Genomic DNA, 25,555 nt, shown 5'->3' with positions numbered 1-25,555 from the left:
AAAAGACCCTGCTTAAGAGGTAAGATAATGGGCCTTATGAAGAAATCACCTGCGTGGCGTTCCGCTGTGGCCGTCCAGATTGCCTTGATCTCAGCAATCGCGGCGGCCGTTTTCATGGGTATCTACGGCATTGTCAGCAACCACGGCTCCAACGGGGCCGATAATACGGCCTCTTCCGAGCAGTCCGCTGAGGGCGGTGCGGGTGGCTCGGGATCCTCCGATCCGAAGACGGAGCCTTTTACCTCCGCTTCCGCTGGGTCCTGCGTGACGTGGGATATCAACGAGGATGGCTCTGCCGCTTCCTTCAAAGAGGTGGAATGCTCGGAGCAGCACCGCTTTGAGGTCTCTACCGTGGAGGATCTCAGCGTCTACCCCACCAGCGAATTCGGCCCAGATGCCTCGCGGCCCGCGCTTACCCGCCAGCACCAGCTGCGCGATGAGCTCTGCGAATCCGCCACAGTGAGCTACCTGCACAGCAAGTGGGATCCGCACGGCAAATACGATATTGCCTCCATTTTGCCGCCGGAATCCGCGTGGGATAACGGTGACCGCACCCTGCTGTGCGGCCTACAGACCACCGATGATCACGGCGTGCCGCAATTGACCACCGGCAACGTCGAGGCCTCCGAGCAGGCCAATCTGGCTAAGCCGGGCGAGTGCTTGGCCATCGATGATCAGCAGGTACCGCACGTCGTGGACTGCGGCCAGCCACACCAGCTGGAGACGGTATCCGTCATCGACTTGGGCAAGAAATTCCCCGACGCGTACCCGGACGGCAAGGAGATGGATAAATTCCTCTCGGATACCTGCACGGCCGCCGCTGAGGATTACTTGGGCGGGGAAGAGCAGCTCTACCAATCCACGCTGCAACCGTTCTGGGGCACCGTATCGGAAGAGTCCTGGAATGGTGGCACCAAGTCCGTGAACTGCTCGCTCGTCCACGCCCGCGATGATGGCGGCTTCTCCTCCATCACTGGTACCGCCACCGGTGGCCGCCAGGCGCTCTCCATCGATGGCAACCCGCCGGAAGAGCGCCCTGAGCGCAACCCGATTCGCGATAATAAGCCGGCGCCGTAAATGTATTCCGTCTCGCAAGAGCGCTTCGAGGAGATGGTCAATGACGCCCTCGATCAGGTGCCCGATGAATTCGTGCGCAAGATGCGCAACCTGGTGATCCTGGTGGAAGAGGAAAACCCCGATAATCCCACCTTGCTGGGACTCTATGAGGGCGTCGCTTTGCCTCGGCGCACATTTGACCACACCGGGTATTTGCCCGATGCGATCTTCATCTATCGCAGCACGCTGCAGCGCTGGGCCACGTCAGAAGAAGACCTGGCCGAACAGGTCAAGGTCACGGTCTTCCACGAGCTAGGCCATTACTTTGGCATGGAAGAACACGAACTGCACCAGCTGGGCTGGGGTTAGAGCTCAATATCGGCCCAGCGGGTAAGCGTCCACTCGCCAAATTTCTTGCCGCGCGGTTCCATGACGGTAAAGCGGCAATTGGGCATATAACCGGTATAGGCAAAGTCCGCATCCGCGCCGGTGGCGTGCTTGGTCACCACCCGGATGGCGGCGCCGTGGCTGACGAGGATGACATCGCGGTCATCGGCAAGCTGCGCCGCAATCTCTTCCAGCGCGGGCTGGAAACGCGAAAGCACGTCGTGGAGCCGCTCGCCGCCTTCCATGGCGGCCTGGCTATCGCCGTAGCACCAGCCGCGCATGGCCGTATCGTGGCTGCGGTGGGCGGCCTCGCTGGCATCGAGCTCCCAATCGCCGGCGAAAATCTCCTGCACATTCGGGATGACATCGATGGGAATGGAAAAGCGCGGCAGGTTCCGCTCCTGCTCAAAGGCGCGCGCCGCCAAGGTGGCGGTCTGCTGCGCCCGCAGCGCAATAGAGCACTTGAAGTCGACCTCGCGATCGCCCACGAAGCCTGCTAGTTCCCGGCCCACCTCCGTGGCCTGGTTGCGCCCCAGATCCGTAAGCTCCGCGCCCGGCGGCCGGGTATCCAGCAGCCGGGAGACGTTGGAATGGGTTTGGCCATGGCGCAGCAGGATGATTCTTCCAGTCATGCGTCCAGATTATTGACCCCTGCGCGCCCTCGCCACCCAGGCATCCGCCTCAGCCAGATCCCGCGGTGGGTGGCCGGCGGGCGACGCGGTGGGCCAAGAGCCCAAAAAGCGCAGTTCCTCCGCCCGCAACCACACCGCGCGCAGGGCCTCAGCAACCGGCTGGTCATCGATATGCCCAATCAGGTCCACATAGAAGCGGTAGGTACCAAAGGTCTGGCGGGTCGGCCGCGACTCGATCCGGGAAAGATCCACCCCACGGTGGGCAAAGTCTTGTAAGGCCCCCACCAGGGTTCCTGGCTGGTTGGGCAGGGTGAAAATGACGCTGGTGCGATCCTGGCCGGTGCGCGCGGTCGGGCGACCCGGCAGGCCCACCAGGACGAAGCGGGTGGCCGCGCCCTGTACGTCGGCCACGCCGCTCGCTTTGGTTTCTAGGCCGAAGATTTCTGCCGCCCGCGCTGGCGCCGCCGCAGCGTCGACCTCCCCGCGCACTACGGCCTGAGCCGCCGCCGCGTTCGAGCTCGCCGGCACGAATTCCACGCCCGGCGCGTTCTCCGCCACCCAGCCGCGAATTTGTTGAAAGGCCACCGGGTGCGTGCTCAGGCGCGTGATGTCTTTCGTTCCCGGCCGGGCCATGATGCTGAAGGTCACGGGGATATCTACCTCCCGGTAAATCTGTACGGGATCGCCTTCTACCAGCGCGTCAAAGGTCGTCGTCACCGCCCCGTCCACGGAGTTTTCGATGGCGACGCAGGCATAATCGGCCTGCCCGGCGCGCACGGCCGCCACCGCCGCCGATGGCGAGTCCACTGGTAGGGTCTCCACAGTCTCCCCGCGCGCTTCCCACTCGGCGGCGAATTTGTGCACGGCGGCCTCCGTGAACGTACCGGCAGGACCTAAGAAAGCGATGGTTGTAGTCATGCCCGTCACCTTAGCCCACTAGACTGGTGCGCCATGGACTTTTCCATAGAACGACTGCGCGCGGATGTGCAGGGCATGGGCCCCGCAGAGCACGGTTTTACCTACCTGGATCTGCAGCGCACCCCCGCCCGCACCGGCCGGCTGCGCGGGTGGGTCCTATCTGCAAAGGATCTCAACGATGTCGCGGGCATGCCCACCACTTTGGGCAATGCCAACCGCACGTACTATCCCGCGGTCAGCGAGCCGTTCATCGCGACATTGGAAAAGCAGGGCGCGATATTCATTGGCAAGTCCTCCACCCCGGAGTTGGGCTTGCGCGTCGATACCGAGCCGGTGGATCTTCCCCACCCCGATAATCCCCTTTATCCAGGACGCACCCCGGGCGGTTCTTCTGGCGGCGCGGCCGTCCAGGTAGCCCGCGGCCTCGTGCGCGCGGCGCAGGCCAGCGATGGCGGCGGTTCCATTCGCGTTCCCGCGGCGGCCTGCGGGGTCGTGGGCTTTAAGCCTGCGGGCAGCAACCTGGGCGCGGAGGGTTTCATCACCCGCACCGTGGCCGATAATGCCTTTCTGCGCGGCCACCGCATGATCACCCCGCGCGCCCGCATTGGGCTGTTGCTTGAGCCCCTATTTGCCGCGACTCGGGTAGAGTCCCACCACCTGCGGGCGGCACGCGAGGCCGCGGATCGTCTGCGCGCTGCGGGGTTCGAGGTCGTCCCCATTGCGCCTTATCCGCAGGCAGGGGCCACGTTTGCGCATTTCCGCGAGATCTTTACCTCCCGGTTTGTGGGGCTGCCGCAGGCAGAGGGCTACGCGGCTTGGGTGGCCCAGCAAGGCGCTACCGTATCCGCCGCCGAGCTAAGCGCGGCGCAGCGCCATGTCCGCCACCTCCCGGAGCTTCTTGCGCAGCAGTGGCGGGTCGATGCCATTATCACGCCCATGCTCACCGCGGATCCCCCGCCGCGGGGGCATTTCCTGTCCCTTCCGCACGCGGAGAATTTCGACGCCCAAACGCGCTGGTCCCCGTGGGCTTCGCTGTTTAATATGGCCCAATTGCCCGCCATCTCCGTTCCTTGGGCCATCCCCGCGCACCCGCCCGTCGGCGTGCATGTGGGAGGCATTACGCTTTCCGATGCCCAACTTTTAGGCCTCGCCCACATCCTACACCCATGACCAAGAAACTACGCGCCGAGCTGCTCATCGTCCTCACCCTGACCTTTGGTATTTCCGGGGTCAGGGCGGTGTTGCGGCTGATCAATTCGCTGGCTGCTCCGCAGGCGCTCAATGAGCAATCCGTCACGCTCAACTCCAGCCAATCCAGCCTGGCGTGGGTGGATTTGGGCCTGCAATTGTGCTCGGCGGCGGTCCTTTTTGCCTATGGTGCGCTGGTGATTTTCCTGCTGGCACAAGACCACATTAAACCGGCCGCCTACCGCGCCTCTGATTGGTTGCACGGCGCGGGACTTGCCGCGCTCATCGGCATCCCGGGCCTAGTTTTGTATTTCGTCGCAGTGCAGTTTGGCTGGAGCAAAGAGGTCATCCCCGGTGACTTCGATAATGCGTGGTTAGAGATTCCGGTCTCTCTCATCAAGGCCGCCGCCAATGCCTTTGCGGAAGAGACCGTGGTGGTCATGTGGCTAATGACCAGGCTGCGCCAAGCGCGCTGGTCCCTGCCGGCCACCCTTGCGGCAAGCTCCATTCTGCGCGGTTCATATCACCTGTACCAGGGGGTATCGGCCGGCTTTGGCAATATCATCATGGGCGTAATCTACGGCTACTACTATCACCGCACCGGCCGCGTGTGGCCGCTTGTCATCGCGCACTTTCTTATCGATGCCATCGCTTTCCTCGGCTATTCCTTCGGCCTTTCCGTACTTTAAGTGTGGCGTGCTCGCGAGGAAAGCGGGGGAATTGGCCGGCGCCTTGTAAGGTATAGCGCATGACTGAATCAGGACGAGATCCGCATCGGGAGGCGCGCCGCGCTGGCGATAGCTCATCCAGTGAGTTCGTCCTTGGGGCCGATGGCCGTCCCCTCAAGGACCGCTATGGTCGGCCCATCCGCCGCCGGCCGCGCACGAATCGTGCCGAGCCGCAGCAGCACATCCCGCGCCAGGAAACCCCTACCCGCTACCCCAGCCAGTACCGGGCCCAGCAGCAGCGTTCCGCGCAGCAACCACCACAGCAACGGCCGCCACAGCAGCGATCGCAGCCGCAATCGCCGCAGCAGCTGCAACAGCGCTACCAACCACAACAAGCGCAGCAACCGCCCCGCCGCCACTCTAAGCCGCATAGCCGCCGGAAAAAGACCAATCCGGTCAAGCGGTTCTTTGGCTGCGCCGGTATCTTTGTCCTCGTCGTCGTGGTCTTTAGCCTCATCTTCGCGCTGTGGGCCGATACTCGCCTGACCCGCGTGGATGCCCTCCCGGATGAGCAGGTGGCCAATACCTCCGGCACCAATTGGCTGTTGGTGGGATCCGATTCCCGCCAGGGCCTATCCGAAGAAGACCAACAAGCCCTCGGAACCGGTGGCGATGTGGGCGAGGGACGCACCGATACCATCATGCTCTTGCATATCCCGCGCTCCGGCCAAGCCCAGCTGGTCTCCATTCCGCGTGATAGCTACGTGGAAGTACCAGGCTTCGGCATGGATAAGATCAACGCCGCCTTTGCCTACGGCGGGCCAAAGCTCCTCACGCAAACCGTGGAGGGCAATACCGGCCTGCACATTGACCACTATGCCGAAATCGGCATGGGTGGTTTGGCCAATGTGGTCGATTCCGTCGGCGGCGTTGATATCTGCGTGGCAGAGCCCATCAATGACCCGCTGGCGGGCATCGATCTGCAGGAAGGCTGCCAGAAGCTAGAGGGAAGCGATGCGCTGGGCTATGTGCGCACCCGCGCCACCGCGATGGGAGATCTCGACCGCGTGCAGCGCCAGCGCGAGTTCTTCGCGGCGCTCCTAGATAAGATCACCTCCCCGGCCACGCTGATTAACCCCTTCCGGTCGATTTCCCTGATTAACCACACCGCCTCTTCCTTCATCGTCGGCGATGGCGACCACGTATGGCACCTAGCCCGCGTGGCACTTGCGATGGGCTCCGGCGTGGACACGGAAACCGTTCCCATTGGCGGCTTCCAGGACACCGTCGTGGGCAATGTCGTGCTCTGGGACGATGAAGGCGCCCAACAGCTCTGGGACTCCATGAAATAAGACTGAACTCAATCTTCGTATCGGAAAAACGTTATTGAGAAAGTAGCAAGTGTGGTTGCTATGATGAATTCAGGGTAAATTCTCCATTCCACAGGATCCATAGAAAGCATCCTAATTATGCCAAGCATGAAGGCTATTGCGCTGGCGGCTGCGAAAGCCCAGGCTATGCGCCGCGGCCCTGAGTTTTTCTTGTTCATGCCTTAACCCTTCCTAGCTAGATTGCGAAGAAAGCGGCCCTTTCCTCCTCGTCTTTTCGAGGTAAAGGGCCGCTTTGTTGTGGTGTGTTTAGCGGGTTAAACGACAAAATGTGTTGTTTTCCGGCGTGTCGGGTTAAACGACATTTTGTGTTGGTGGACTGCGTGGTTTAGGGCATGTGGCCTTTGCGTATTCCCATAGAGTGGTTATAGGCACTGTCGAAAGTTGCTGGTCGGCCGTATTCACGGCCGCTGGTGGCTTGCGTTTCTTGGCTGGCTAGGGTGTGTGCTTTGGCTAAGGCCTGGCCTCTGATGCGTCCACTTTCCTGGCTCAGCCTCTAGCGCGAGTGACAGTGGCTTTACAGGCGTTCCATCGCCATCGCTGGCGGATTGATGCTTGTAGTCCCGTATTTTGGTGCACGCCCTGCTACAGACGGGGCATCGAGGATGATTCTTACTCATCCATTCATCGTGAACCTCGGCGCCTAGCACATCAGCACGCCCCCGGTGGTATTTCAGGCCCGAGACTGCGTTATCCCTCCGGATAAGTGAAATAATCCTAATACCAGCAGGCCAGACTGGCTAAACATATAACTTCACCAACACATCCTGTCGTTTAGGCCTGTTTGCGCAACGTCACCTGGCGGGACTTGATGTTTTCTAACTGCTTGCGCTCTTCTGCGTTCAATTGCGCGTCATTGGAGATTTCTTCTTCCAAGGCTTTATCTACGCCCGCGAGCTTGTCTTCATAAGAGGAGTAATCAACCTCAGGCTGCACGTCAAAGACGGGAGCGATGAGGCCGTGGGTGCGGAATACTCCGGCAAACTTGGTGTCCTCGCCCACGTTCAGCTCGCCGCGCGCGGCGACTCGCGCCAAGGCGTTGAGGAACGCGGCCTCATCGTCATTCGGGCGCACCCAGCGCACGTGCGCTTTGCCGCCGCCGGCATTGGCCCAAAAGGCGGTGCCGGCAATGTCCTTGCCCACCTGGTGGGATTCGATGACCGAGTCATTGGCGGCGCGCATGGACTGCGATACCTCAGGGGTGACCTGTGCGCCTTCCGGAATCCACCAGCCGAAGTCCTGGTGGACTTCGATGTCGAGGGTAGTTGCGGCATCGATAAGCTCACTAAGCTCCGGCTGCGAGCCATCGGCCGCGGTCGATTCCAAGGTAGAGCCTGGCTCGTTGTTCTTGACCCAATTCAGGGCGAAGGCCAGATCCCGGCCGGGGTTGTGGGTGTGGGACTGCACCTGCAGTGCCACAAAAGCATCGCCGCCGAATTCCTCATCGCGGATCAGCGCTGCGGTGGCACCCGGAAGGACGGTGGAGACGTAGACGTTCCTATCGCAGCCCTTCACCTCGAGCTTCGCAAAAGCGGAGGGCACAAACTCTTGCATGGCAACGAGGGAAGCCTCCGCCGCGAGGCCGCTATAGGGGCGCGGGTCCTTTTCCAGGGCGGCGCGCTCTTTAGCGCGGGCAGCAAGCTTTGCCTGGCGGCGGGACATGCCCTCAGGCAGGTCTTCTTGTTTCTTTTTCTTCTTGGCCATGCCTCCAAGATACCTGCTTTCTACAGCTCAATAGCGCGCAGGGCCACCTCCGGCTGATTGGTGGCAAGCATGTCTACGCCATTGGACCAAGCCCACTTCATGTCTTCTGGCTTATCAACGGTCCACATATACGTGGGCAAACCCTGCGCACCGATAATGGCTGCTTGCATCTTGGCGCGCAGCAGGGAAACCCCCAGGGCACTCGGCCGCGACCACATGAAATCCGAGCGATTGAAATGGCGTTCCCAATCTCGGCGCAGGTAAATGCGGTCAATATGCGGTGCCAAAATCTTCATGCGCCGGATGGCCTTATGGGAAAAAGAAATAACGTGAATGCGCGGATCCTCATCGAGCCCGGCGGCGCGCAGCCGTTCCATGACCCGCTTTTCCAAGGCACTACCTTGCCCGGAGGGGTGCTTGGTTTCAATATAAAGGTGGTGGGGCTTGTCCCCCAGCATGGCTAGGAGGTCATCGAGAAGCATCATGCGCTGCCCCTTGCCGATGTCGACCTCGCTCAGCTCCCGCCAGTCCATCGCCGAAACTCGCCCGGCGCGCCCCGTCGTTCGCTCCAAGGTGGGATCGTGCTGGACTACCACCTTGCCATCGCGGCTTAACCGCACATCGCACTCCACGCCATGGATGGGAAGCTCCATGGCCTTTTCAAAAGCTAAGGGGGATAGCTCCGGGTATTTTCCGGAATATCCCCTATGCGCGACGATGTGCACTAGCCGAAGAACTTTTCTTTGATGTCATTGAGCGTCTTCGCAGAAGCGTCGAAACGCTCCTTTTCGTGCTCGTTGAGCTGCAGTTCTACCGGGCGAACGATGCCGGTGCGGTTCACGATGGCCGCGGTACCGATGTAGAGGTCCTCCACGCCGTACTCGCCCTGCAGGTAAGCAGAGACGGGAAGCGCCACGTCCTGGTTCTGGATGATCGCGGCGGTAATGCGTGCAAGCCCCATACCGATGCCGTAGGAGGTCGAGCCCTTTGCATCGATAATGGAGTAGGCGGCGTCGCGGGTTTCTTCAAAGATCTTTTCAATGCGCTCGGCGTATTCCGGATCCTTTTCCAGCTTCTGCGAAAGCGGCACACCGGCGATATTCGCGGTGGAGACGGCAGGCAACTCGGAATCGCCGTGCTCACCAATGATGTAGGCATGCACGGACTTCGGAGCCACGTCCTCCAATTCACCCAGCATGTAGCGGAAGCGCGCGGAGTCCAGAATCGTACCGGAGCCGATGACCCGCTTGTGGTCAAAGCCAGAGGCCTTCCATACCGCGTAGGTCAGGATATCGACCGGGTTGGTGGCGACCAAGAAGATACCGTCGAAGTCATTAGCAATGACATCTTCGACGATGCTGTTCATGATCTTGACGTTCTTATCCACCAGGTCAAGGCGGGTTTCGCCGGGCTTTTGGGCGGCGCCGGCGCAGATGACGACCATGTCAGCGTCCGCGCAATCCGCGTAGGTGCCCTTGGTGACGCGGGTGCGCTGTGGCGACCACACCACACCGTGGTTGAGGTCCATGACATTGCCTTCCAGCTTCCGCTCATCGATGTCGATGATGGCTAGGTGGTCGACGATGCTCTGATTGACCAGTGCGTAGGCGTAAGCGACTCCCACGTCACCCGCGCCAATGAGAACGACTTTATTTCCTACATGCTTTGCCATGCCCCCATTGTGCAACGCCTAGCGGGGTTTTGCATGCGGAATGTTTCACACTGCGCAACGGAACATGTTCTGGGATAATGGGCAACCATGAAACGCGCCTTCAGCCGCGCTGCACTAATTTCTCTTGGCGTAGTCGCGGATCTCACGCCCGTCGTCCGCATGACCAGCCGGCAAACGTTGCCGCCCCATATGTCGGCCGGAATCTTAGGTGCAGAGCTGGCCACGTGGGCCGCGGTATCCCCGTCCCTGCTGCCCCGCCCGTGGTGGGTAACGGCTGCCAATGTATCTATCGGGCAGGCCATCGGACACCTCGGGGCGGCCTCGACAAGCTTCGTTCTCAACCGGCTGGGCAAGCGCCCGCAAGACCGCTTGGGACCGCAGCACCGCCAAATCTTGCACTTAGCTATTGGCGCCGGCACCGCCTTCAATGCGGCGCTCTCGCTGCGCAACCAGGAAAAGCAGGCAGGTCTTGTTAATAAGCAACTGGTTCGCGGTCCGGCTACCGCTGCCATCGGCCTAGCCGCCGGCACCGCCGGATACGGCGCGCTGCTCTTGGTAGGCGAGGCCGCACAACTGACCGTGACCAAATTATCGCGACAATTGGGCCGCTGGGTTCCAGCACTCGTGGCCTGGCCGGTCGTCACCGCAGGGCTAACCGTGGCCGCGGTAGGACTATCGGACCGCGTGGTATTCCGGCGCTGGATCCGTTCGCTCTCCCACAAGGCACAGCGCTTAAACAAGCAAATCTTTCCCGGCACCTCGATGCCCTGGGAGCCGGAGCGCTCCGGCAGCCCATGGTCACTTGAACCTTGGTCCGCGCTAGGGCAACAAGGGCGGCGCTTCGTCTCTAACGGCCCACGCGCCCGCGATATTCGCAGCATCACCGGCACTCCCGCCAAAGAACCCATCCGCATTTATGCCGGCTATATCCCAGGGCGTTCCTTCGCCCAAGCAGCGAAGAAGGTGCGCTCAGAATTACAGCGCACCGGTGCACTGCGCCGGGAAACCATCGTTATTCAGATGCCCGCAGGATCCGGGTGGATTAATAACTGGAGCGCAAGCGCCTACGAGTTTTTAACCGCCGGTGATTGCGTCACCGTCACCATGCAGTATTCCTACCTGCCCTCGGTTTTCGCCTACCTCGTGGATAAGAACGCGCCCAAGCGCGCCGCGGCCGAGCTCATTTCCGTGATGCAAGAAGAAATTGACAAGCTCCCGGAAGAAGACCGCCCGCGTCTCTACCTTGCAGGAGAATCACTGGGTGCCTACGCCATTATGGATAACTTCCAGAACAAGGAAGAACTCCTCGCCGCCTGCAACGGCGCGGTCTTTTCTGGCCCGCCGCGGATGACGCACTTTACCCAGCGCCTGCGCCGCGATATCGGCTCGCTCGAGCGGCTCCCCGTCATCGATGGCGGGCAACACGTCCGCTTTGTTGCCCAACCGGAGCACTCGCGCCGCGATGCCTTTGGCAACGATTTTTCCTCGACCTGGCGCCGGCCCCGGGTGCTCATCGCCCAGCATGCCTCCGATGCCATCGTGTGGTGGGACCTGAACCTAATGTTCCGCCGCCCCACCTGGATGCACGAACCCCAACCGGAGACACTCCGGGCGGATACGCTCCGCCACCTGCGCTGGGCGCCGTTTATTACCTGGTGGCAAATTGGCCTGGACCAGATCAACTCCCTGAACGTCCCAGGCGGCCACGGGCATAACTACTTTCAGGAGATGCTCTGGTACTGGAACGAGGTCCTGGGCTCCCAATCGCGCCAGAAGCTCACCTCTAAGTTAGCCGGGAAAATCGCCGGTTTTATCCGGCTCGACGCCTAATCGCACTTCACACCAGTGCTGTGGTGCGGGCAGTAACCGTTCGGCACCTTGTGCAGGTACTGCTGGTGTTCGTCTTCGGCCAAGTAGTACTCGCCAGAGTCCGTATCAGCTAAGCGCTTTACTTCCGTCGTGGTTTCCCCAAAACCAAATTCTATGAGCTTATCCGCGTAGCTATCCACGATTGCTTGGATCTCTTCCCGCTCTTCTTCGGTACGGGGATAAAACGCGGAACGGTACTGCGTGCCCACGTCATTTCCCTGGCGGAAGCCCTGCGTCGGATCGTGGGCCTCCAAGGCCTTCACCACGAGCTCGCGCAAGGAAATCTTCTCTGGGTCATAGGTGACTTCCACGGTTTCTGCATGGTTGGTTTGCCCGCGGCAGACCTCATAATACGTGGGGTTCGGAGTGGTACCGCCGGCGTAGCCCACGGACGTGGACTCAACACCGTCGGTCTCCCAGAACATCTTTTCCGCGCCCCAGAAACAGCCTAAGGCAATCAAAATCGATTTCTGGCCGTCCTTCCACGGGCCGGTAATTGGGGTATCCAGCACCGCATGCGGGGCGGGGTCTAACACCGGCTCGCTGCGGCCCGGCAAGGCGTCTTCCGCAGCCACCATCTTCGGTTCCGGTTTAAACATCCACATCAGTTAAAGCTCCTTTCTCTATTTCCCTAATAACGTTGTACTGGGCAAATAGATTCCCGGGCCACTAAATATTCGCTGTATTTGCAGATTTCAAATTAATCATGGCGAAATCTTTCGATCGTGCCTATCATCGGGACACGTACCCGAAGAAAGGATTACACAAATGGCTGTTTACGAACTTCCTGATCTCCCATACGCATACGACGCACTGGAGCCACACATCTCCGCAGAGATTATGGAGCTCCACCACGACAAGCACCACGCAACCTACGTGAAGGGTGCTAACGCTGCCCTCGAGGCACTGGAAGAAGAGCGCAACGGCGAGGCTAACCCAGACCGTATCCGCGCCCTGTCCAAGAACTTGGCATTCAACCTGGGTGGCCACACCAACCACTCCATCTTCTGGAAGAACCTGTCCCCGAACGGTGGCGGCCAGCCCACCGGCGAGCTGGCAGAGGCTATCGACCGCGACTTCGGTTCCTTCGAGAAGTTCCAGGCACACTTCGCTGGTGCCGCTACCTCCCTGCAGGGTTCCGGCTGGGCAGTGCTGGGTTACGACCACATCGCTGACCGCCTGATCATCGAGCAGCTCACTGACCAGCAGGGCAACGTTTCCGTTGACTTCACCCCGCTGCTCATGCTCGATATGTGGGAGCACGCTTACTACCTGCAGTACAAGAACGTGAAGGCTGACTACGTCAAGGCCGCATGGAACGTCTTCAACTGGGACGACGTTGCAGAGCGTTACGCTGCAGCTAAGAAGTAACTTTTTAATTAGTTACCTTCTGCCGCCTTTCCTTGCTGGAAGGGCGGCATTTTTATGCTTGCGCTAACCCCATCAAGGGTGTGGCGAAATTTACACCGCCGCCTGTGAGGAGAATGCTGGTATGCATGACCAGAAACCGGCGCGCCACCATCGCCATGCTCCTTTTGGGCTTGGCGGTGTTTTCTAGCCTCTATACCACCCAAGCAATTTTGCCCACGTTGGTAACGGATATGGGCATCTCGCACACGGAAGCGGCCATGACTGTTTCGGCCGCCACCGGCGCATTGGCCATCTGCGTGGTTCCGGCGTCCATCCTTTCTGAGCGCTATGGGCGCGGGCGCATCCTCCTCATCTCCGCCATCGCCGCCACCATCCTGGGCCTCGTGGTGCCCCTAGCCCAAGAGGGCTGGCAGCTCATTGCCCTGCGCGGGCTGCAGGGTGCGATGTTATCCGGCGCTCCGGCGACGGCGATGGCCTGGCTTTCAGAAGAGCTCGAGGATCATGCTTTGCCTAAGGCGATGGGACTTTATATCGCCGGCAATTCCGTTGGCGGGCTCACCGGCCGCATCATTCCCGCTGGCTTGGTGGAGTTTTCCTCATGGCGCTGGGCGATGCTCGGCTCCGCCGTGGTCTCCCTCGCCTTTGCCATTACCTGCTGGCTCCTCCTACCCGCCCAGCGGAATTTTCACCCCAAGCCAATTCACTTCCGCTCCGAGCTCAGCGCGGTCTTTGGGCACTGGGCAAATAAGGATCTCGCCGCATTATTTATCGTCGCCTTTTTATCCATGGGCACGTTCGTGTCCATGTATAACTTCCTTACCTTCCGCCTAACCGGGGATTTTGGTCTTTCCCCGGCGCTGGCTGGTTTTACCTTCCTGTTTTATCTCTCCGGCACGTGGTCCTCGGCCCGGGCGGGCACGCTGGTCGCCCGCATTGGGCACGGAAAAACCATGGTCGGTTCCGCCGTGCTCTTTACCGTGGGCATTATCCTCTGCGCCGGCAACCTGGCCATGACCCTCATTGGCATGGTGTGCCTGACCGTCGGATTCTTCGCGGTCCACTCCACCGCGTCTGGCTGGGTGGGGCAACTAGCCACCCATGACCGCGCCGAGGCGTCCTCAATGTACGTTTTCTGCTATTACCTGGGCTCTTCCATCGTCGGCGCTTTGGCAGGCACGCTTTTCGATGCCCTCACCTGGCACCAATTCATCGCCTGCTTCACCGCTTTCGCGCTTGCTCTTACTGCGCTGACTTGGACCAAAATTAAATCCGACTAAACTCGGTTTTATGCCTCAAGATAAGTGGTCGAGCCGCACCTGGCACCGCAAAGCCTCACGCCCCGTGTCCATCTGGATGATGGTCTTCATCGTGGTGGGCGCAGCGCACATATTCGTGCCCAATTATCGCTGGGTACTAATCCACCTCTTCACGTTGGGCCTGGTTACCAACAGCATCGTGGTGTGGTCGCAGCACCTGACGGAAAAATTCGTCCAACAAAAACTGCCGGATTCCGCCCGCCCCAAGCAACTCGCGCGCATCTATATCCTCAATCTCGGCATCATCATCGCCGTGGCGGGCCAACTCCTCGTGCAGTTCTGGGATCACCACTGGATACTGACCCAGATTGGTGCCACGCTTATCGCGCTTGCCGTCTTATGGCACGGGGTGTCCCTGTTTACCCAGTGGCGCTCCGCCAAGGATAAGCGCTTCCGCCCAGTTGTCGGCGCCTATGTGCTATCCGCGCTGTGCCTACCGGTAGGCGCGGTCTTCGGCGCAATCCTGGCTATCCACCCCGGCGATCCGCAGTTGCTCTTGGCCCATATCGCCGCCAATATCGGCGGTTTCATTGGCCTTGCCGCGGCAGGTTCGTTGACCATCCTCTTTCCCACCATCTGGCGCACGCAGGGCACTAACGAGCGCATGTCCTCTTCGTTCCTGCTGCTTACCCTGGGCGTGGTGGCAACGATCATCGGCGCGTTTCTGGACTTCCCGCAGCTCGGGCTGATTATCTATTGCATCGGCTGGATCCTGAGCCTGCAGCAGTGGCTTGGCAACGTCATCGACGTCGCCCGCGCTCCGCGCGACCGCGTTAACTTTGCCTCCGTCTCGGTGCTGATGGCCGCGCTCTGGCTGGTGCTATCTTTGGCGTACTACACCACGCAGCACTTCCTCGTGGCAGAACCAGGGCTTCCCACCCTCGGCCTCGTGGTGGGCTTTGCGGCGCAGCTGCTCATCGGAGTCATGAGCTATCTTCTTCCCACCACCATGGGCGGCGGCCCCGGCGCGGTCCGCGCGGGGCTGCAAGAGCTGGATCGGTGGGGTCTGTTGCGCGCCACCTTCGTCAATGGCGGGCTGCTTATCTGGATCGGCACGGATATCTCCGTGCTCAAGGTAGTGGCCTCGCTGCTATGCATCGGCTCCTTGGCCATCTACCCCATTCTCATTGCCCGCGCGGTCAAGGCCCAAAAGCAGGTGTTGATGAAAAAGGCGGAAGGTCCCGAGCCAAAAACCATCGCGGACTGGAACCAAATCTATATCGGCCTTGGCATCCTGCTGTTCATATACGTTTTCATTGCCGCGCTCTAGAGCTCCGGGATTCCCGGCGCGCCGTCGCTCATCCACTCGCGCACTATCCGAGTGGCGTGCACATCGCCGGCGTTATAGTCCAAGAGGCGCTGCCGGACGCTCATGTCGCCCGCTAGGGCCTCCCGGCGCGCGTTCACGGATTCTTCGCCATCAAAGTCCTCGTCCGGCCACCGGAATCCCGCCACTGGGGCCACCACCTTGAGCCCCAGCCCAAAGGGCCCCGCGAAGGATCTCTTCACGTAGGCAAACATATCCACCCACTCCGGGGAAGAGATAAAGTCTTCTACTTCCCGTTCATCCACCTCTCGGAAGCGCTGCGCGGAACGGCGCATCCAGTGGTTTTCGCCGTGCGCGGAATAGCAATAGGCCGCAAAGGTCTTACCCTCCGCATGCGCTGTATCGCGCAACTGCATTAACCACCGCCAAAATTCGGCGAAGTTCTCCGCCTCAGCGCGTCCGCCCAGCGGCTCCCAAGTCACGAAGGGGTGGTACTCGTCCTCGAACCACGCGCCCCACAGGTAAGCGCCTTGGTCCATGTAGGCTTCCATGTCCACATCCACCTCAATATCCGCGCGCGGCACCGCCGTATCTCCGCGGCACAGCAGCGTCTGACCGGAGCGCCACGCGGCCGCGAGGCGGGAGGGCTCGCCCACATTGGCATCGATAAGCGCCTGCACCGTGGTAATGCCGCGCTCGCGGAAGGGGCGTGCGCGATCGCCCGGTAAGAAAAGGGAAATATCATCCGCCGCCACCAGCTCTTGCTCGCACAAGGGCCAGAACCTACAGCTCGCGCACTCCTTGACCCGCACTGGTGCGGTGGGAAGCGGCTTATCCCAGGCGCGCTGCACGTCAAATTTCGCCGTCTCCGTGAAAAAGGCCTGCTGGCGGTCCTGACCGATGGCACCGCCGCGCCCGGAGTTCAGGCCCATATCCTCCAGGGCCTGGGCGGCGAGCGCCAGACGATAGCCATCGACGGCATGGTGGCGCGACTTATACGGAACCTCCATGGGTTCGCTCAGCCCAAGGCGATGAGTCGGTACGGCCAGCGTAGTTTTCTTTGGGTGCTTGCGCGCGACACGGTGGTTGCTCACAATAATGGGGGTATAGGAGCTGCCCTCTCGGAGAAGCAATTCCACGTGTACTTTCCACTTTTCGGTGGCAAAGACCGCATTGGTGATGTGGGTATAGCCGGAGGCGATGGCCTCGAGCGTGGCCATGGCGCGTTCCCAATCATCGCCTTCTAGATCGATGCGCCGGAAACGGCCAGGGGATTTGCGCGGGAATAATTCCATGACCGCGTCCACGGCGGCGCTGTGGCGCTCGGCCCTAGCGATCGAGGATCGGGTGCGCGGAATCTCGGGGTGGGCGCGCCGCTGCACCAAGCGATAGCGGCACCCAACGAGATCCGAAGCTACAACGACATCCTCCACACCGGGTGAGCTTAATAGAACAGCAAGGTAATGTTGAATCCAGACTCGATCGAACGTAAGGGAAAATAATGAGTATCCTCAAGAAATTGAAAAAGGCTCGCCAGGAGGCACGCGCGCAGGCCAAGGCAGCGAAGGCGCGCGCCAAGGCTGAGGTAAAGGCCCAGTCGAAGGATCGTCGCCGCCAACAAAAGCTCCTTGCCAAGCAAGAAAAGCATCTTGTTAAGGCCGAAGAAAAGGGCCTCAAAAAGCGCCGGAAACACGAACAGAAAATGGCAGAAAAAGAACTGGAAAAGTTGCGCGAGGGCCACTTTAATGCCGGCAAGGTCAAGCGCTATGCAGGCGCATTGCGCACCGCCGCCCCGCTGTTGCTTCCCCTCGTTTATCGCGCATTTGTGGGACTGAAGTCCGAAAAAGAAAAGCGCAAGGCCCACAAAGCAGGCGTAAGTTCGGCGGAAATGGCCTCTTTTTCCGGTTACGGCGCCCCGCTCAAGGCACGCACCGCCGGCATCCGTAATTCCCTCAAGGATGTAGATCTGCCCAGTGGCTTCAAGCGGGACGTGCGCGAGCGCCTCGAAGAGGTTGATGCCGCGATCGATAACGCCGAATTCATGACGGAACAGCAGCGCCGCCGCGCGCATAAGACCATTAGCGGAGAGATCGATTCCGTTACTGCGGAGATTCAACAGCGCCTGGGCGCTTAATTTCTCCTTTTCTTCCCACCAATCGCCGTTCACCTTTCTTTAAGGTGGCGGCGATATTTTTATACGCAAGTGCCAATAAGTAAATTTTTATTGTCTATTAATTTCCGCACTGGTAGAATTGAATTAAAGTTAATTCAGATTCCAAATTCCGGTATTAGTCCAACATATCGACGCAATAAACCTTGGAGGTACTATGGCACGTCGCGAAATCACGCAATTTTATGATGACCTTGATAATGAACTCATTGGTGAGGATGAATTAGAAGTAGTTCGCTTCAGCGTCAACGGGCGCAGCTACATCATGGATCTATCCCGCGACAATGCTCGCCGTTTCCACGAGGCAATCGCCCCCTTTGTCGAGGCCGCACATGCCGCCCCCGATGCGGAATCCCCACAGGTCGATCCCCGCAAGGTCCGCGAATGGGCGAAAAAGCAGGGCCATGACGTAGCGCGCCGCGGCAAAATCCCCCAGGACATTATCGACGCCTACAACGCCGCCCACTAGGCCTTTACAGCACGCCCTGTTCCCTGGCGGCCGCCACTGCGGACGTGCGGGAGCGCACGCCCAACTTGTCATAAATGTGCACGAGGTGGGATTTCACCGTTGCCTCAGAAAGCATGAGGTCATGGCCAATTTGTCGGTTCGAGGCCCCCGCAGCCACCAGTTGCAACACTTCTAGTTCGCGCGGGGTCAACGACGTGCGGGGCGTGCGGACCCGGGTCATGAGGCGGTCGGCCACGATGGGCGAGAGCGCCGAATCCCCCTCCGCCGTCGAATGGACGGCATCCAAAAGCTCCTGCGGTGGGGCATCTTTCAAAAGGTAGCCTACCGCGCCTGCCTCGATGGCGCCGAGGATATCCGCATCGGTGTCGTAATTGGTGATGACCAGCACCTTGGGCGGCGTGCTCATGGAGGACCGAATCTGCGCGGTAGCTTCAACGCCACCCATAACGCGCGTTCCCTCCAGGCCCGCCCCGAACCGAAGGTCCATGAGGATGACATCGATACCGCCTGCTTGTGCCGCGGACACCGCCGCCTCCGCCGTCGCTACCTCGCCCACGACGTCGATATCTTCTGCGCCTTCGAGCACCGAACGCAGCCCCAGCCGCACGATCTCGTGGTCATCTGCCAAAAGGACCCGAATCACGACATCCCTCCTATCGATGTTTTTCTCAACCAAAAGTTTAATCTACCGCCTTATCAAAGGGCATACTAACTGACACAGCCGTTCCCTCCCCCGGCGCGGATTCTATGACCACCTCGCCGCCCAGCTCCTGCGCGCGGCGCCGCATGGCAGAAAGGCCGATATGCCCCAGGCCCGTCGGCGCGCTTTCCACCGTCGCGGGATCAAAACCCTGCCCATTATCCACTACATCCACGCGCACCTCGTCGGTTTCATAGGTGACGGTGATCCGGGCGCGGCTGGCATGGGCATGCTTGACGATGTTCCCCACCGCTCCCTGTGCAATCCGCAATAGCGCCGCCTCTATTTTCATCGGCAACTGTTGCTCCGCGCCTTCGCTTTCGACCTCCACCTGGAACCCCGCCGTAGCGGCGAAGTTTTCCGCCATGCGCGTCAGCGCCGCCTCGAGGGAGGTCTCCGTTAGTGTGGGCGGCTGCAGCGCCGCAATCATGGCACGCGCCTCATGCAGGTTATCCGCTGCGGCCCGCCGCGCAAGCTCAATGCGCCTGCGTGCGGCAGCAATGTCTTCTTTATCCAGATCCCGGTCGGCGGAGTGCAGGAGCATCTGAATCGATGACAGCCCCTGGGCCAAGGTGTCATGAATCTCGTGGGCGATGCGCTGGCGCTCGGCCACCATGCCCGCGTCTCGTTCCGTGGCCGCCAACTGCGTACGAGTTTCTACTAGCTCCCGGTTCATGCGCGATAGGGTGCGAAACGCATACGTAATCGCCACGGTTACCAGTGCCGAGACCGCCGGGCCCATCACTCCACCAAAGGTCAGGCCTCCCGGTATTTGCACCACGACGGTGAGCACGGTAGCGCCGATGACGCACAGGATTCCTGCGGTCATATCCAGCACAGTCAGGTACAAAAAGTACATGACGAATACCAGATAGATGGCGGCGGGAGCCACAAATAAATCCGCACCCCATAACACCGTGAGGATGCTGATCCACAAGTAGCGCATGGGCCGCGGCCACTGCTCCGCATAGATCGATCCCGCAAAGTAGACGGCCGCGAACCCCACCAATAGCAATAGGTTGATAAGGGACTGGGATAGCGGCATCTTCACCGAGGTAAAAATACCCACCACCAGCAGGACCGCCGTCAAGAAATGAATGCCGGTGCGTAGCGCATCGGTATCCCGATCTAGTGTGGAGCTCATGCGCAAAAGCCTACTTGTCCTTCTCACCCTGACCGGAATAGGGATCGCGGGATGCCAGACCGAGCAAGCAGACCAGGACGAACCGGGAGACGAGGTGGCATCGGAAAGCGCCGCCATCAACGTGGAACAGACCGCAGAGGTCAATGAATGGAGCGATTGTCCCTATATCGATCCCGGTTGGTTGGAAAATACCAACGGCGAGCGCCTGACCAAGCAGGGCATCGACACGCGCTTTCCCACTCCCGCGTGCGTGTTTTGGTCTTATCAGGACCACCCGCAAGCTACCGTCATCGTGCGCGATATGCCCACCGTAGAAGACGCCCGCGCCGCGGTGGATTGGGCCGCGCCAATCGATGCCACCGAGCCCGCCTCCTTTGCAGGCTGGGAAGGCGGACGGGGCATCGTCAATGAGCAGGCCGTCTACGCCGTGCAAAAGGATACCCACGCGGTGCTGGTGTGGAGCAATCAGCAACAGACCTTCAAGTCCGAGCAGATTGCCCAGGAAGCGATTGCCAATTTAGGGCTTTAAACCGCGACGTCGTTATAGGGCATCATCGGCGAAACCCAGGGGAAGACGACCTCCATAAGGAGGAAGAAGACTCCCACAGCAATGGCAATGGCAAGCAGCGCCTTCACTGGCTTCGGCCCTGGCAATAGATTCCACAAAGCGCGATACATTACTTAGCTTCCTTTCCAACTTCCATCGCGTGCACAATCATGCGCTCGGCGTTGGAAAATTGCGGGTGACAGGTGGTCAGAGTCAGCATTCCCCGCGTGGGGTCTGCTTCAGTCCCCGGCACGGGGTCGATCACTGAGACATCGCCAGGCGTGGTGATATGCCTGCCGGCAACATGGGTATATTCTTCTGGTACTTCATCGAAGCAATCCGCATGCTCGCCATCGATGGGCAGCACCTTGTAGGTAATCTTTTCCGTGTGGGTTTCGATGATGATGTCATCGCAGGTGTGCAAAGAACCCAAATCATTAAATGGGGCACCCTTGCCCACGCGGTGCCCAGCCACCGCAAAATTTCCCGTCTCACCTGGCATTTGTGTGTCCTCATAGTGGCCCGGGCCGCGTAAAAGATCATCGTCGTCCGTGCCTTGGATGATGGCAAAGTGATAATCCGAGCCAAAGGCCGGGATGTACATCTGTGCGAAGGCATCTCCCAAATCTGGGTTCATTTTCTCCCGGGGGTTGCGCCACTGCTCTTCTAATTTTGCATTAGCTTCATCTTGTAAGCGCCCTGATTCCACATTCGTCCAATAGGCTTCATAGAATGCAAATAGAACTAAAACCAAACCAATGGTTAGCATGAGTTCGCCCAGAACTTTTGTCATGTTCTAAACCATACTTCCTCACCGAAAGGAAAACCATGTTCGAGTTCTTCATGTACCCGGTTTCCGGAATCATGAAATTCTGGCATTGGCTGATCAGCGGCTTCGTTGATGAATCCGCTGCGTGGCTTGTCTCCATTTTCCTTTTGGTGCTCACCGTGAGGGGCATCGTCATCCCCCTCAACTGGATGTCGCTGCGCTCCGCACGCATCGGCGTTCTCATGCGGCCGGAGAATAACGATATCTCCAAGGAAATGAACCAGGCCAGCACCAAAGAGGAAATGGCTGCGCTCATTAAAAATCAGCAGGACCTCATGAAGAGCTATAACTACAAACCTGCTGCTGGCTGCATCCCACCGCTCATCATGATTCCGGTTTTCATTGGTTTGTACCAAGTGATCCTTCGGATGTCGAAGATCGATCAGGACTCAAAGACCGTCGGCATGCTCAATGCTGACGACGTCACCGCCTTTCGTGAAACCACTTTCTACGGCGCCCCGATCACTGATTTCGCCCGCGAACACGGCGATCTCCTCAATCCCGTCCTTATTGCGGCCATCGTCTTTACCATGGCGAATTCCATCATCGCCCTCATCCGCAGCTTCCGCACCACGCAATTCGATCTCAAACTGAACCGCCGCATATTCATTTTCATGGGCATCTTGCTCATCATCGTGCCCTTCTTCCTCTGGCATTTGGCTCATAATGGCCCCATCCCCGTCGCAATCATTATTTATTGGGGCTGTGCATATTGGATCACCCTCATTCAGACGATCATCTTCGAAATCATGCTGCGCGAGTTCTACCCGCTTACAGATGAAGTGAATGCGATGCGTCGCGAGAGCCTGCAAAATTGGCGGAATAAAGAAAAACAACCCGCTCTTTCCAAGGAGGAGAAAAAGCGGGTCAACCGGCTGCGCATTGAGGCGCGCAAGTACCTTAAATCGAATAATCAGCAGGAGGAGCCGAAAGCATCTGAGTAGCCAGCTCGCGGGCCGTATATAGGGGCCCGGCTTCCTTGGTCAAGCGGGCTCCGGCGAGACCGCCATCGAGGAAAATTAAGAGCTGGCTTGCTTGGGAGGCCGAAGGATAGCCGTTGCGCTCCGTCAACAGAGCCGTCAGGGTGGAATGCGCCCAATTGCGATGCTGCATGCAAGCCGCGACGATGCCACGCTCCGAATCCGTTTCAGGCCGCGGGTACTCGCCCGCTGCATTCAAGAAGTGCGAACCGCGGAATCCTTCTTCCGGCTCTTCCTCAATGACCTTGTCAAAAAAGGCCAGGATCTTTTGGTCCGGATCCTGCATGGCAGCCGTCCGCTGCTCCCAGTCCTGGCGGAACTGCTCATCCAAGGACTCTACGTAGGCAATAACCAAGGCATCCTTGGAACCAAACAACGAATATAGGGATGCCTTGGCCACATCCGCTTCGCGCAAGATGCGGTCAATACCGATGACGCGAATGCCCTCAGTTTTAAAAAGCTTGGTTGCAGATTCCAACAATCGGCTCCGCGGGCTGGGTCGATTGCGGCGCGACTTCTTCTCTGCCATGGATTCCTCTCTACAACGACAAAACCGGTTCATCTATACTTTATAGACAAACCGGTATGTACGCTAATTAAATGCGGATTATTGCTTCACTTTGTCCACAATCCACAGCAAAATACAAGCACCCGCGGTGGCCGCGACGATGGAGAAGATCCACCCACCGCTAGCCTCAATATTCAGCAGCTGGATGATGATGCCACCGATGAGGCCGCCGACAACACCCACCACTAGGTTGGTAAACAACCCGTGGTCACGCTTCATAATCTTCTCCGCCAGCCAGCCGGCGATGATACCAACGATGATCGAGGTGAATAGACCTAAACCTAGTCCCATGATTTCCTCCTAATATAAACGTATCGAGTATTTCCCAGTGTAAACCCCTGTGACTCAAGTAGGGATAACAAATACGACACATTTGTATAGCAAAGTGGCTCTAAAACACCAGAAGCGCTCCACTCCCTAGCTGCAAAAGCCGGGGAGAAGAGCGCCGGGAAGTCAGGCTAGCGAAAGATTTAGCCTTCGTCGTCTGGGCGTACCACCATCATCGGGCACGGTGCAGACTGCAGCAATGCGCGGGAAGTAGAGCCCAGGACCATGCCCTTGAATCCACCACGGCCGTGGGAACCAACGACGAGAAGCTGCGCACCCTCGGCAGCCTCCGTCAACGCACGGACGGGGCGGTCACGGGTGATCTGCTTCTTCACCTCAACATCGGGGAACTCTTCGCGCGGTTCCTTCAGGTTTTCTTCCAGCACCTCAGTCTGTTCCTTTTCAATTTCTGCCCACTCAGATTGAGCTGCAGAAAGGCCGGCGAGGGATGCCTGGATTTGCATATCCATCCAGGTGTGCACGGCAACGAGGGCCGCGCCGCGAGCCTGGGCTTCGCGGAAGGCATAGGAGGTGGCCTTCTGAGAAACCTCGGAACCGTCCACACCAACGACGACTGGGCCGTACTTGGTGGAGTCGGTGACATTATTATCTTCACGAACCACAACTACCGGGCAAGCGGCGTGGGAGACAACTGCGGCGGAGACAGAGCCCATGACCATGCCAGACAGGCCGCCCATACCGCGCGAACCCATCACGACCATGGTGACGTCATGAGACATCTCCAAGAGCATGTCGATGGGGGAGCCCTCTGCGATGGTGTGCCCGATCTTGAGCTCTGGGGCTACCTCGTGAGCGATTGCACGGGCTTCCTCGATCTTTTCCAGGGTCTCTTCCTGCAAGTCATCGTAGAGGTCCTTCGGCGGAACCATACCTTCTGCATACAGGAACTGCGGTATGGTGTAGCTCGATGCGATGCGCAGGGGGATTTCCCTCTTCATCGCGGTATTTGCTGCCCAACGGACGGCGTTCTTTGAGGCGTCAGAGCCGTCGACGGCGACGACTACAATGTCTTCCTTGGCCATGATCTTTCCTTTCGGTGGTTATACCTTAATTATAGTACGGATTAGGCTTAATGGTTGACAGTTGCAGGATCAGAATTGGACGGAGAGAAAATTTCGAGGAGCGTTCGGAATACGTCCCTTATCACCGCGCCAATTCCATCATTGAAAAAGGCCATCACCTGGTCCGCGAGAGAATTAATATCCATGTCAAACACACTAATACATCGCAAAAAGGGATTCATCCCTTTGCCCATCAAAAATGGGCTCAATCCTACGCGCGTACGCACCCCGGAGGCAGGCCTGAGCACCTGGGATTTTCTCAGCGAAGTCATATCCTCCCAGCGCCACCGCCACCCCAATGATGATGCACAGGCGCTGCATGACCGATTCACCGCGGGCGAGGTAGTCCTGCGCGATCAAACTCCCCTAAAGCCAGGTACCGTGCTCGGCAAAGATGTCGATGTCTTTTTCTACCGCATCCCTGCACCAGAAACACCCGTGCCCTATGACATCCCCATAATCTATGAAGATGACAATATCCTGGTAGCCGATAAGCCCCCATTTATGGCCACCATGCCGCGCGCCCGGCACATCGTCGAAACCGCCACCGTTCGCCTCCGCCGTTCCACCGGAAACAACGAGTTAGTGCCGGCACACCGCCTCGACCGCCTCACTTCGGGCCTGCTTCTTTTTACCAAACACAAGGACGTCCGCGGCGCCTACCAGTCCCTCTTTGCAGAAAAGAAAGTCCACAAGACCTACCAGGCGGTCGCGGAATTCCGCCGCTTGCCGACGCCCCTCCAATGGTCCTCCCACCTAACTAAGACGCCCGGCGAAATCCAAGGACGAATAGCAGATGGTGAACCAAATGCTTTCACCACCCTAGAATCGGTAGAACCCATTGATAAGGCCTCTTATGAAAAAATTCACGGTTCACTAGCTGACCTCGGCATCTACACCCTAAAACCACAGACTGGGAAGACCCATCAATTGCGGTTACACATGTGGCAGGCGGGCTTACCGATCCTCGGCGATCCTGTCTACCCCACTATTTTTCCTGAGGAAGCTGAAGACATGTCCGTACCCATGCACTTAACAGCAACGGACTTAGAATTCACGGATCCACTCAGCGGAAAGCCGCGCCATTTCATCTCAGGACTTCCATTGGCCACGCACAAATTGCTTTAAGCCTGAAGTCTCCCAGGTCTTGTTCCGTTTGAGTAGATGGGAAAATCCGGAACATGCCAAGAAAATTTGACCAGGATGCGAAGGACGTGTGGTCCGTTTCGTGGAAGACCGCATCGTGGCGGAAAATATGTCGATGCACCCTGCGTGCCAGGCAGTAGCTCCAAAGTTGGGAGTT

Annotated in this window: 28 protein-coding genes and 1 pseudogene; 14 read left to right on the top strand and 15 right to left on the bottom strand. The window is 59.1% G+C overall.

What is annotated here, in order from left to right:
* Positions 1–27: 27 nt before the first annotated feature.
* Both ABRP93_RS05925 and ABRP93_RS05920 read left to right on the top strand, forming a co-directional pair.
* Complete coding sequence (locus ABRP93_RS05925) at positions 28–1,077, top strand: septum formation family protein (protein ID WP_349868027.1); 1,050 nt, start codon at positions 28–30, stop codon at positions 1,075–1,077.
* Positions 1,078–1,425: a metallopeptidase family protein gene (locus ABRP93_RS05920; protein ID WP_349868028.1), complete on the top strand. Its 348-nt coding sequence runs from the start codon at positions 1,078–1,080 to the stop codon at positions 1,423–1,425.
* On the opposite strand, the gene ABRP93_RS05915 is transcribed toward ABRP93_RS05920, so the two are convergent.
* Together ABRP93_RS05915 and pheA are read right to left on the bottom strand one after the other, a co-directional pair.
* Positions 1,422–2,075, bottom strand: a complete 654-nt coding sequence (locus tag ABRP93_RS05915; protein ID WP_349887265.1) for a histidine phosphatase family protein — start codon at positions 2,073–2,075, stop codon at positions 1,422–1,424. The genes ABRP93_RS05920 and ABRP93_RS05915 overlap by 4 nt on opposite strands.
* Positions 2,076–2,084: 9 nt before the next feature.
* Positions 2,085–2,993 carry a prephenate dehydratase gene (pheA, locus tag ABRP93_RS05910; protein ID WP_349887264.1) on the bottom strand — a complete coding sequence of 303 codons (909 nt, stop codon included), beginning with the start codon at positions 2,991–2,993 and terminating at the stop codon, positions 2,085–2,087.
* Between the two features lie 33 nt (positions 2,994–3,026).
* Between pheA and ABRP93_RS05905 the strand changes: the two genes are divergently transcribed.
* Genes ABRP93_RS05905 through ABRP93_RS05895 form a run of 3 tightly spaced genes read left to right on the top strand, consistent with a single transcriptional unit; the run spans position 3,027 to position 6,201 of the window.
* A complete protein-coding gene (locus tag ABRP93_RS05905; protein ID WP_349887263.1) occupies positions 3,027–4,163 on the top strand; it encodes an amidase in 1,137 nt (378 codons plus the stop codon).
* On the top strand, positions 4,160–4,870 hold the full coding sequence (locus tag ABRP93_RS05900) for a CPBP family intramembrane glutamic endopeptidase (RefSeq protein WP_349887262.1): 711 nt from the start codon (positions 4,160–4,162) through the stop codon (positions 4,868–4,870). Before ABRP93_RS05905 ends, ABRP93_RS05900 begins: the two co-directional genes overlap by 4 nt.
* A gap of 59 nt (positions 4,871–4,929) precedes the next feature.
* On the top strand, positions 4,930–6,201 hold the full coding sequence (locus ABRP93_RS05895) for an LCP family protein (protein WP_349887261.1): 1,272 nt from the start codon (positions 4,930–4,932) through the stop codon (positions 6,199–6,201).
* A gap of 364 nt (positions 6,202–6,565) precedes the next feature.
* Here ABRP93_RS05895 and ABRP93_RS11700 read toward each other — a convergent pair.
* The 4 genes and pseudogenes from ABRP93_RS11700 to ABRP93_RS05880 all read right to left on the bottom strand — a co-directional run.
* Positions 6,566–6,697 (bottom strand): annotated as a pseudogene (locus ABRP93_RS11700) (IS1249 family transposase); the annotation flags it as partial.
* A 314-nt stretch (positions 6,698–7,011) separates the two neighbouring features.
* Positions 7,012–7,941, bottom strand: a complete 930-nt coding sequence (locus ABRP93_RS05890; protein WP_349887259.1) for a DUF5926 family protein — start codon at positions 7,939–7,941, stop codon at positions 7,012–7,014.
* A gap of 20 nt (positions 7,942–7,961) precedes the next feature.
* Positions 7,962–8,666: a glycerophosphodiester phosphodiesterase family protein gene (locus tag ABRP93_RS05885; protein WP_349864004.1), complete on the bottom strand. Its 705-nt coding sequence runs from the start codon at positions 8,664–8,666 to the stop codon at positions 7,962–7,964.
* Positions 8,666–9,613: an L-lactate dehydrogenase gene (locus ABRP93_RS05880; RefSeq protein ID WP_349853572.1), complete on the bottom strand. Its 948-nt coding sequence runs from the start codon at positions 9,611–9,613 to the stop codon at positions 8,666–8,668. The genes ABRP93_RS05885 and ABRP93_RS05880 overlap by 1 nt, the downstream gene beginning before the upstream one ends.
* 87 nt (positions 9,614–9,700) lie before the next feature.
* Here ABRP93_RS05880 and ABRP93_RS05875 point away from each other — a divergent pair, with 87 nt between their 5' ends.
* Positions 9,701–11,443, top strand: coding sequence for an alpha/beta-hydrolase family protein (locus ABRP93_RS05875; RefSeq protein ID WP_023024368.1), 1,743 nt, complete (start codon positions 9,701–9,703; stop codon positions 11,441–11,443).
* Here ABRP93_RS05875 and msrA read toward each other — a convergent pair.
* Positions 11,440–12,087: a peptide-methionine (S)-S-oxide reductase MsrA gene (gene msrA, locus ABRP93_RS05870; protein ID WP_349864009.1), complete on the bottom strand. Its 648-nt coding sequence runs from the start codon at positions 12,085–12,087 to the stop codon at positions 11,440–11,442. The genes ABRP93_RS05875 and msrA overlap by 4 nt on opposite strands.
* Before the next feature lie 163 nt (positions 12,088–12,250).
* On the opposite strand from msrA, the gene ABRP93_RS05865 reads away from it, so the two are divergent.
* The 3 genes from ABRP93_RS05865 to ABRP93_RS05855 all read left to right on the top strand — a co-directional run bounded on the left by ABRP93_RS05865 (position 12,251) and on the right by ABRP93_RS05855 (position 15,439).
* Positions 12,251–12,853 (top strand): superoxide dismutase, encoded by a 603-nt coding sequence (locus ABRP93_RS05865; protein WP_023024372.1) that lies wholly within the window; start codon positions 12,251–12,253, stop codon positions 12,851–12,853.
* A 125-nt stretch (positions 12,854–12,978) separates the two neighbouring features.
* The gene (locus tag ABRP93_RS05860; protein ID WP_349887257.1) at positions 12,979–14,130 is read left to right on the top strand and encodes an MFS transporter; all 1,152 of its coding nucleotides are present in this window, start codon (positions 12,979–12,981) and stop codon (positions 14,128–14,130) included.
* A gap of 10 nt (positions 14,131–14,140) precedes the next feature.
* Positions 14,141–15,439, top strand: a complete 1,299-nt coding sequence (locus ABRP93_RS05855) for a copper oxidase (protein WP_349887255.1) — start codon at positions 14,141–14,143, stop codon at positions 15,437–15,439.
* On the opposite strand, the gene ABRP93_RS05850 is transcribed toward ABRP93_RS05855, so the two are convergent.
* Positions 15,436–16,869 carry a TM0106 family RecB-like putative nuclease gene (locus ABRP93_RS05850; protein ID WP_349887254.1) on the bottom strand — a complete coding sequence of 478 codons (1,434 nt, stop codon included), beginning with the start codon at positions 16,867–16,869 and terminating at the stop codon, positions 15,436–15,438. The two genes, ABRP93_RS05855 and ABRP93_RS05850, sit on opposite strands and share 4 nt — an antisense overlap.
* Before the next feature lie 68 nt (positions 16,870–16,937).
* Between ABRP93_RS05850 and ABRP93_RS05845 the strand changes: the two genes are divergently transcribed.
* Both ABRP93_RS05845 and ABRP93_RS05840 read left to right on the top strand, forming a co-directional pair.
* Positions 16,938–17,570, top strand: coding sequence for a DUF6474 family protein (locus ABRP93_RS05845; RefSeq protein ID WP_023024381.1), 633 nt, complete (start codon positions 16,938–16,940; stop codon positions 17,568–17,570).
* Between the two features lie 193 nt (positions 17,571–17,763).
* Positions 17,764–18,075 carry a histone-like nucleoid-structuring protein Lsr2 gene (locus ABRP93_RS05840; RefSeq protein WP_023024383.1) on the top strand — a complete coding sequence of 104 codons (312 nt, stop codon included), beginning with the start codon at positions 17,764–17,766 and terminating at the stop codon, positions 18,073–18,075.
* Positions 18,076–18,079: 4 nt separating this feature from the next.
* Here the strand turns inward: ABRP93_RS05840 and ABRP93_RS05835 are convergent, their stop codons facing one another.
* Together ABRP93_RS05835 and ABRP93_RS05830 are read right to left on the bottom strand one after the other, a co-directional pair.
* Positions 18,080–18,718, bottom strand: coding sequence for a response regulator (locus ABRP93_RS05835; protein WP_023018163.1), 639 nt, complete (start codon positions 18,716–18,718; stop codon positions 18,080–18,082).
* A 37-nt stretch (positions 18,719–18,755) separates the two neighbouring features.
* Positions 18,756–19,919 carry a sensor histidine kinase gene (locus ABRP93_RS05830; RefSeq protein WP_023024386.1) on the bottom strand — a complete coding sequence of 388 codons (1,164 nt, stop codon included), beginning with the start codon at positions 19,917–19,919 and terminating at the stop codon, positions 18,756–18,758.
* On the opposite strand from ABRP93_RS05830, the gene ABRP93_RS05825 reads away from it, so the two are divergent.
* Positions 19,918–20,448 (top strand): DUF2020 domain-containing protein, encoded by a 531-nt coding sequence (locus tag ABRP93_RS05825; RefSeq protein ID WP_349887252.1) that lies wholly within the window; start codon positions 19,918–19,920, stop codon positions 20,446–20,448. The genes ABRP93_RS05830 and ABRP93_RS05825 overlap by 2 nt on opposite strands.
* Here ABRP93_RS05825 and ABRP93_RS05820 read toward each other — a convergent pair.
* On the bottom strand, positions 20,445–20,597 hold the full coding sequence (locus ABRP93_RS05820) for a hypothetical protein (protein WP_005285347.1): 153 nt from the start codon (positions 20,595–20,597) through the stop codon (positions 20,445–20,447). The two genes, ABRP93_RS05825 and ABRP93_RS05820, sit on opposite strands and share 4 nt — an antisense overlap.
* Positions 20,597–21,259, bottom strand: coding sequence for a class E sortase (locus tag ABRP93_RS05815; RefSeq protein ID WP_349887250.1), 663 nt, complete (start codon positions 21,257–21,259; stop codon positions 20,597–20,599). The genes ABRP93_RS05820 and ABRP93_RS05815 overlap by 1 nt, the downstream gene beginning before the upstream one ends.
* A gap of 35 nt (positions 21,260–21,294) precedes the next feature.
* Between ABRP93_RS05815 and yidC the strand changes: the two genes are divergently transcribed.
* Positions 21,295–22,239, top strand: a complete 945-nt coding sequence (gene yidC, locus ABRP93_RS05810) for a membrane protein insertase YidC (protein ID WP_349887249.1) — start codon at positions 21,295–21,297, stop codon at positions 22,237–22,239.
* On the opposite strand, the gene ABRP93_RS05805 is transcribed toward yidC, so the two are convergent.
* The 3 genes from ABRP93_RS05805 to ABRP93_RS05795 form a co-directional block, all read right to left on the bottom strand.
* Positions 22,196–22,804 carry a TetR/AcrR family transcriptional regulator gene (locus tag ABRP93_RS05805; protein ID WP_349887247.1) on the bottom strand — a complete coding sequence of 203 codons (609 nt, stop codon included), beginning with the start codon at positions 22,802–22,804 and terminating at the stop codon, positions 22,196–22,198. The genes yidC and ABRP93_RS05805 overlap by 44 nt on opposite strands.
* A gap of 78 nt (positions 22,805–22,882) precedes the next feature.
* Positions 22,883–23,134, bottom strand: coding sequence for a GlsB/YeaQ/YmgE family stress response membrane protein (locus ABRP93_RS05800; RefSeq protein ID WP_005285357.1), 252 nt, complete (start codon positions 23,132–23,134; stop codon positions 22,883–22,885).
* Positions 23,135–23,313: 179 nt separating this feature from the next.
* On the bottom strand, positions 23,314–24,213 hold the full coding sequence (locus ABRP93_RS05795) for a universal stress protein (protein WP_284772298.1): 900 nt from the start codon (positions 24,211–24,213) through the stop codon (positions 23,314–23,316).
* A 120-nt stretch (positions 24,214–24,333) separates the two neighbouring features.
* On the opposite strand from ABRP93_RS05795, the gene ABRP93_RS05790 reads away from it, so the two are divergent.
* Positions 24,334–25,380 (top strand): pseudouridine synthase, encoded by a 1,047-nt coding sequence (locus ABRP93_RS05790; protein WP_349887292.1) that lies wholly within the window; start codon positions 24,334–24,336, stop codon positions 25,378–25,380.
* Positions 25,381–25,555: the final 175 nt, after the last annotated feature.

This window comes from Corynebacterium sp. KPL2850, assembly GCF_040225855.1.
Taxonomy (GTDB): domain Bacteria; phylum Actinomycetota; class Actinomycetes; order Mycobacteriales; family Mycobacteriaceae; genus Corynebacterium.
Note: the sequence above shows the minus strand (reverse complement) of the source record. Positions and strands in the feature narration are given on the sequence as shown.

Excerpts from the sequence above, each read along its gene's own strand:
- ABRP93_RS05825 (WP_349887252.1), top strand. The coding sequence starts at position 19,918 with ATGCGCAAAAGCCTACTTGTCCTTCTCACCCTGACCGGAATAGGGATC.
- ABRP93_RS05820 (WP_005285347.1), bottom strand. The coding sequence starts at position 20,597 with ATGTATCGCGCTTTGTGGAATCTATTGCCAGGGCCGAAGCCAGTGAAG.
- ABRP93_RS05855 (WP_349887255.1), top strand. The coding sequence starts at position 14,141 with ATGCCTCAAGATAAGTGGTCGAGCCGCACCTGGCACCGCAAAGCCTCA.
- ABRP93_RS05895 (WP_349887261.1), top strand. The coding sequence starts at position 4,930 with ATGACTGAATCAGGACGAGATCCGCATCGGGAGGCGCGCCGCGCTGGC.
- ABRP93_RS05890 (WP_349887259.1), bottom strand. The coding sequence starts at position 7,941 with ATGGCCAAGAAGAAAAAGAAACAAGAAGACCTGCCTGAGGGCATGTCC.
- yidC (WP_349887249.1), top strand. The coding sequence starts at position 21,295 with ATGTTCGAGTTCTTCATGTACCCGGTTTCCGGAATCATGAAATTCTGG.
- ABRP93_RS05805 (WP_349887247.1), bottom strand. The coding sequence starts at position 22,804 with ATGGCAGAGAAGAAGTCGCGCCGCAATCGACCCAGCCCGCGGAGCCGA.
- ABRP93_RS05860 (WP_349887257.1), top strand. The coding sequence starts at position 12,979 with ATGACCAGAAACCGGCGCGCCACCATCGCCATGCTCCTTTTGGGCTTG.
- ABRP93_RS05800 (WP_005285357.1), bottom strand. The coding sequence starts at position 23,134 with ATGGGACTAGGTTTAGGTCTATTCACCTCGATCATCGTTGGTATCATC.
- ABRP93_RS05845 (WP_023024381.1), top strand. The coding sequence starts at position 16,938 with ATGAGTATCCTCAAGAAATTGAAAAAGGCTCGCCAGGAGGCACGCGCG.
- ABRP93_RS05900 (WP_349887262.1), top strand. The coding sequence starts at position 4,160 with ATGACCAAGAAACTACGCGCCGAGCTGCTCATCGTCCTCACCCTGACC.
- ABRP93_RS05875 (WP_023024368.1), top strand. The coding sequence starts at position 9,701 with ATGAAACGCGCCTTCAGCCGCGCTGCACTAATTTCTCTTGGCGTAGTC.
- ABRP93_RS05925 (WP_349868027.1), top strand. The coding sequence starts at position 28 with ATGGGCCTTATGAAGAAATCACCTGCGTGGCGTTCCGCTGTGGCCGTC.
- ABRP93_RS05795 (WP_284772298.1), bottom strand. The coding sequence starts at position 24,213 with ATGGCCAAGGAAGACATTGTAGTCGTCGCCGTCGACGGCTCTGACGCC.
- ABRP93_RS05840 (WP_023024383.1), top strand. The coding sequence starts at position 17,764 with ATGGCACGTCGCGAAATCACGCAATTTTATGATGACCTTGATAATGAA.
- ABRP93_RS05905 (WP_349887263.1), top strand. The coding sequence starts at position 3,027 with ATGGACTTTTCCATAGAACGACTGCGCGCGGATGTGCAGGGCATGGGC.
- pheA (WP_349887264.1), bottom strand. The coding sequence starts at position 2,993 with ATGACTACAACCATCGCTTTCTTAGGTCCTGCCGGTACGTTCACGGAG.
- ABRP93_RS05920 (WP_349868028.1), top strand. The coding sequence starts at position 1,078 with ATGTATTCCGTCTCGCAAGAGCGCTTCGAGGAGATGGTCAATGACGCC.
- ABRP93_RS05880 (WP_349853572.1), bottom strand. The coding sequence starts at position 9,613 with ATGGCAAAGCATGTAGGAAATAAAGTCGTTCTCATTGGCGCGGGTGAC.
- msrA (WP_349864009.1), bottom strand. The coding sequence starts at position 12,087 with ATGTGGATGTTTAAACCGGAACCGAAGATGGTGGCTGCGGAAGACGCC.
- ABRP93_RS05830 (WP_023024386.1), bottom strand. The coding sequence starts at position 19,919 with ATGAGCTCCACACTAGATCGGGATACCGATGCGCTACGCACCGGCATT.
- ABRP93_RS05915 (WP_349887265.1), bottom strand. The coding sequence starts at position 2,075 with ATGACTGGAAGAATCATCCTGCTGCGCCATGGCCAAACCCATTCCAAC.
- ABRP93_RS05865 (WP_023024372.1), top strand. The coding sequence starts at position 12,251 with ATGGCTGTTTACGAACTTCCTGATCTCCCATACGCATACGACGCACTG.
- ABRP93_RS05815 (WP_349887250.1), bottom strand. The coding sequence starts at position 21,259 with ATGACAAAAGTTCTGGGCGAACTCATGCTAACCATTGGTTTGGTTTTA.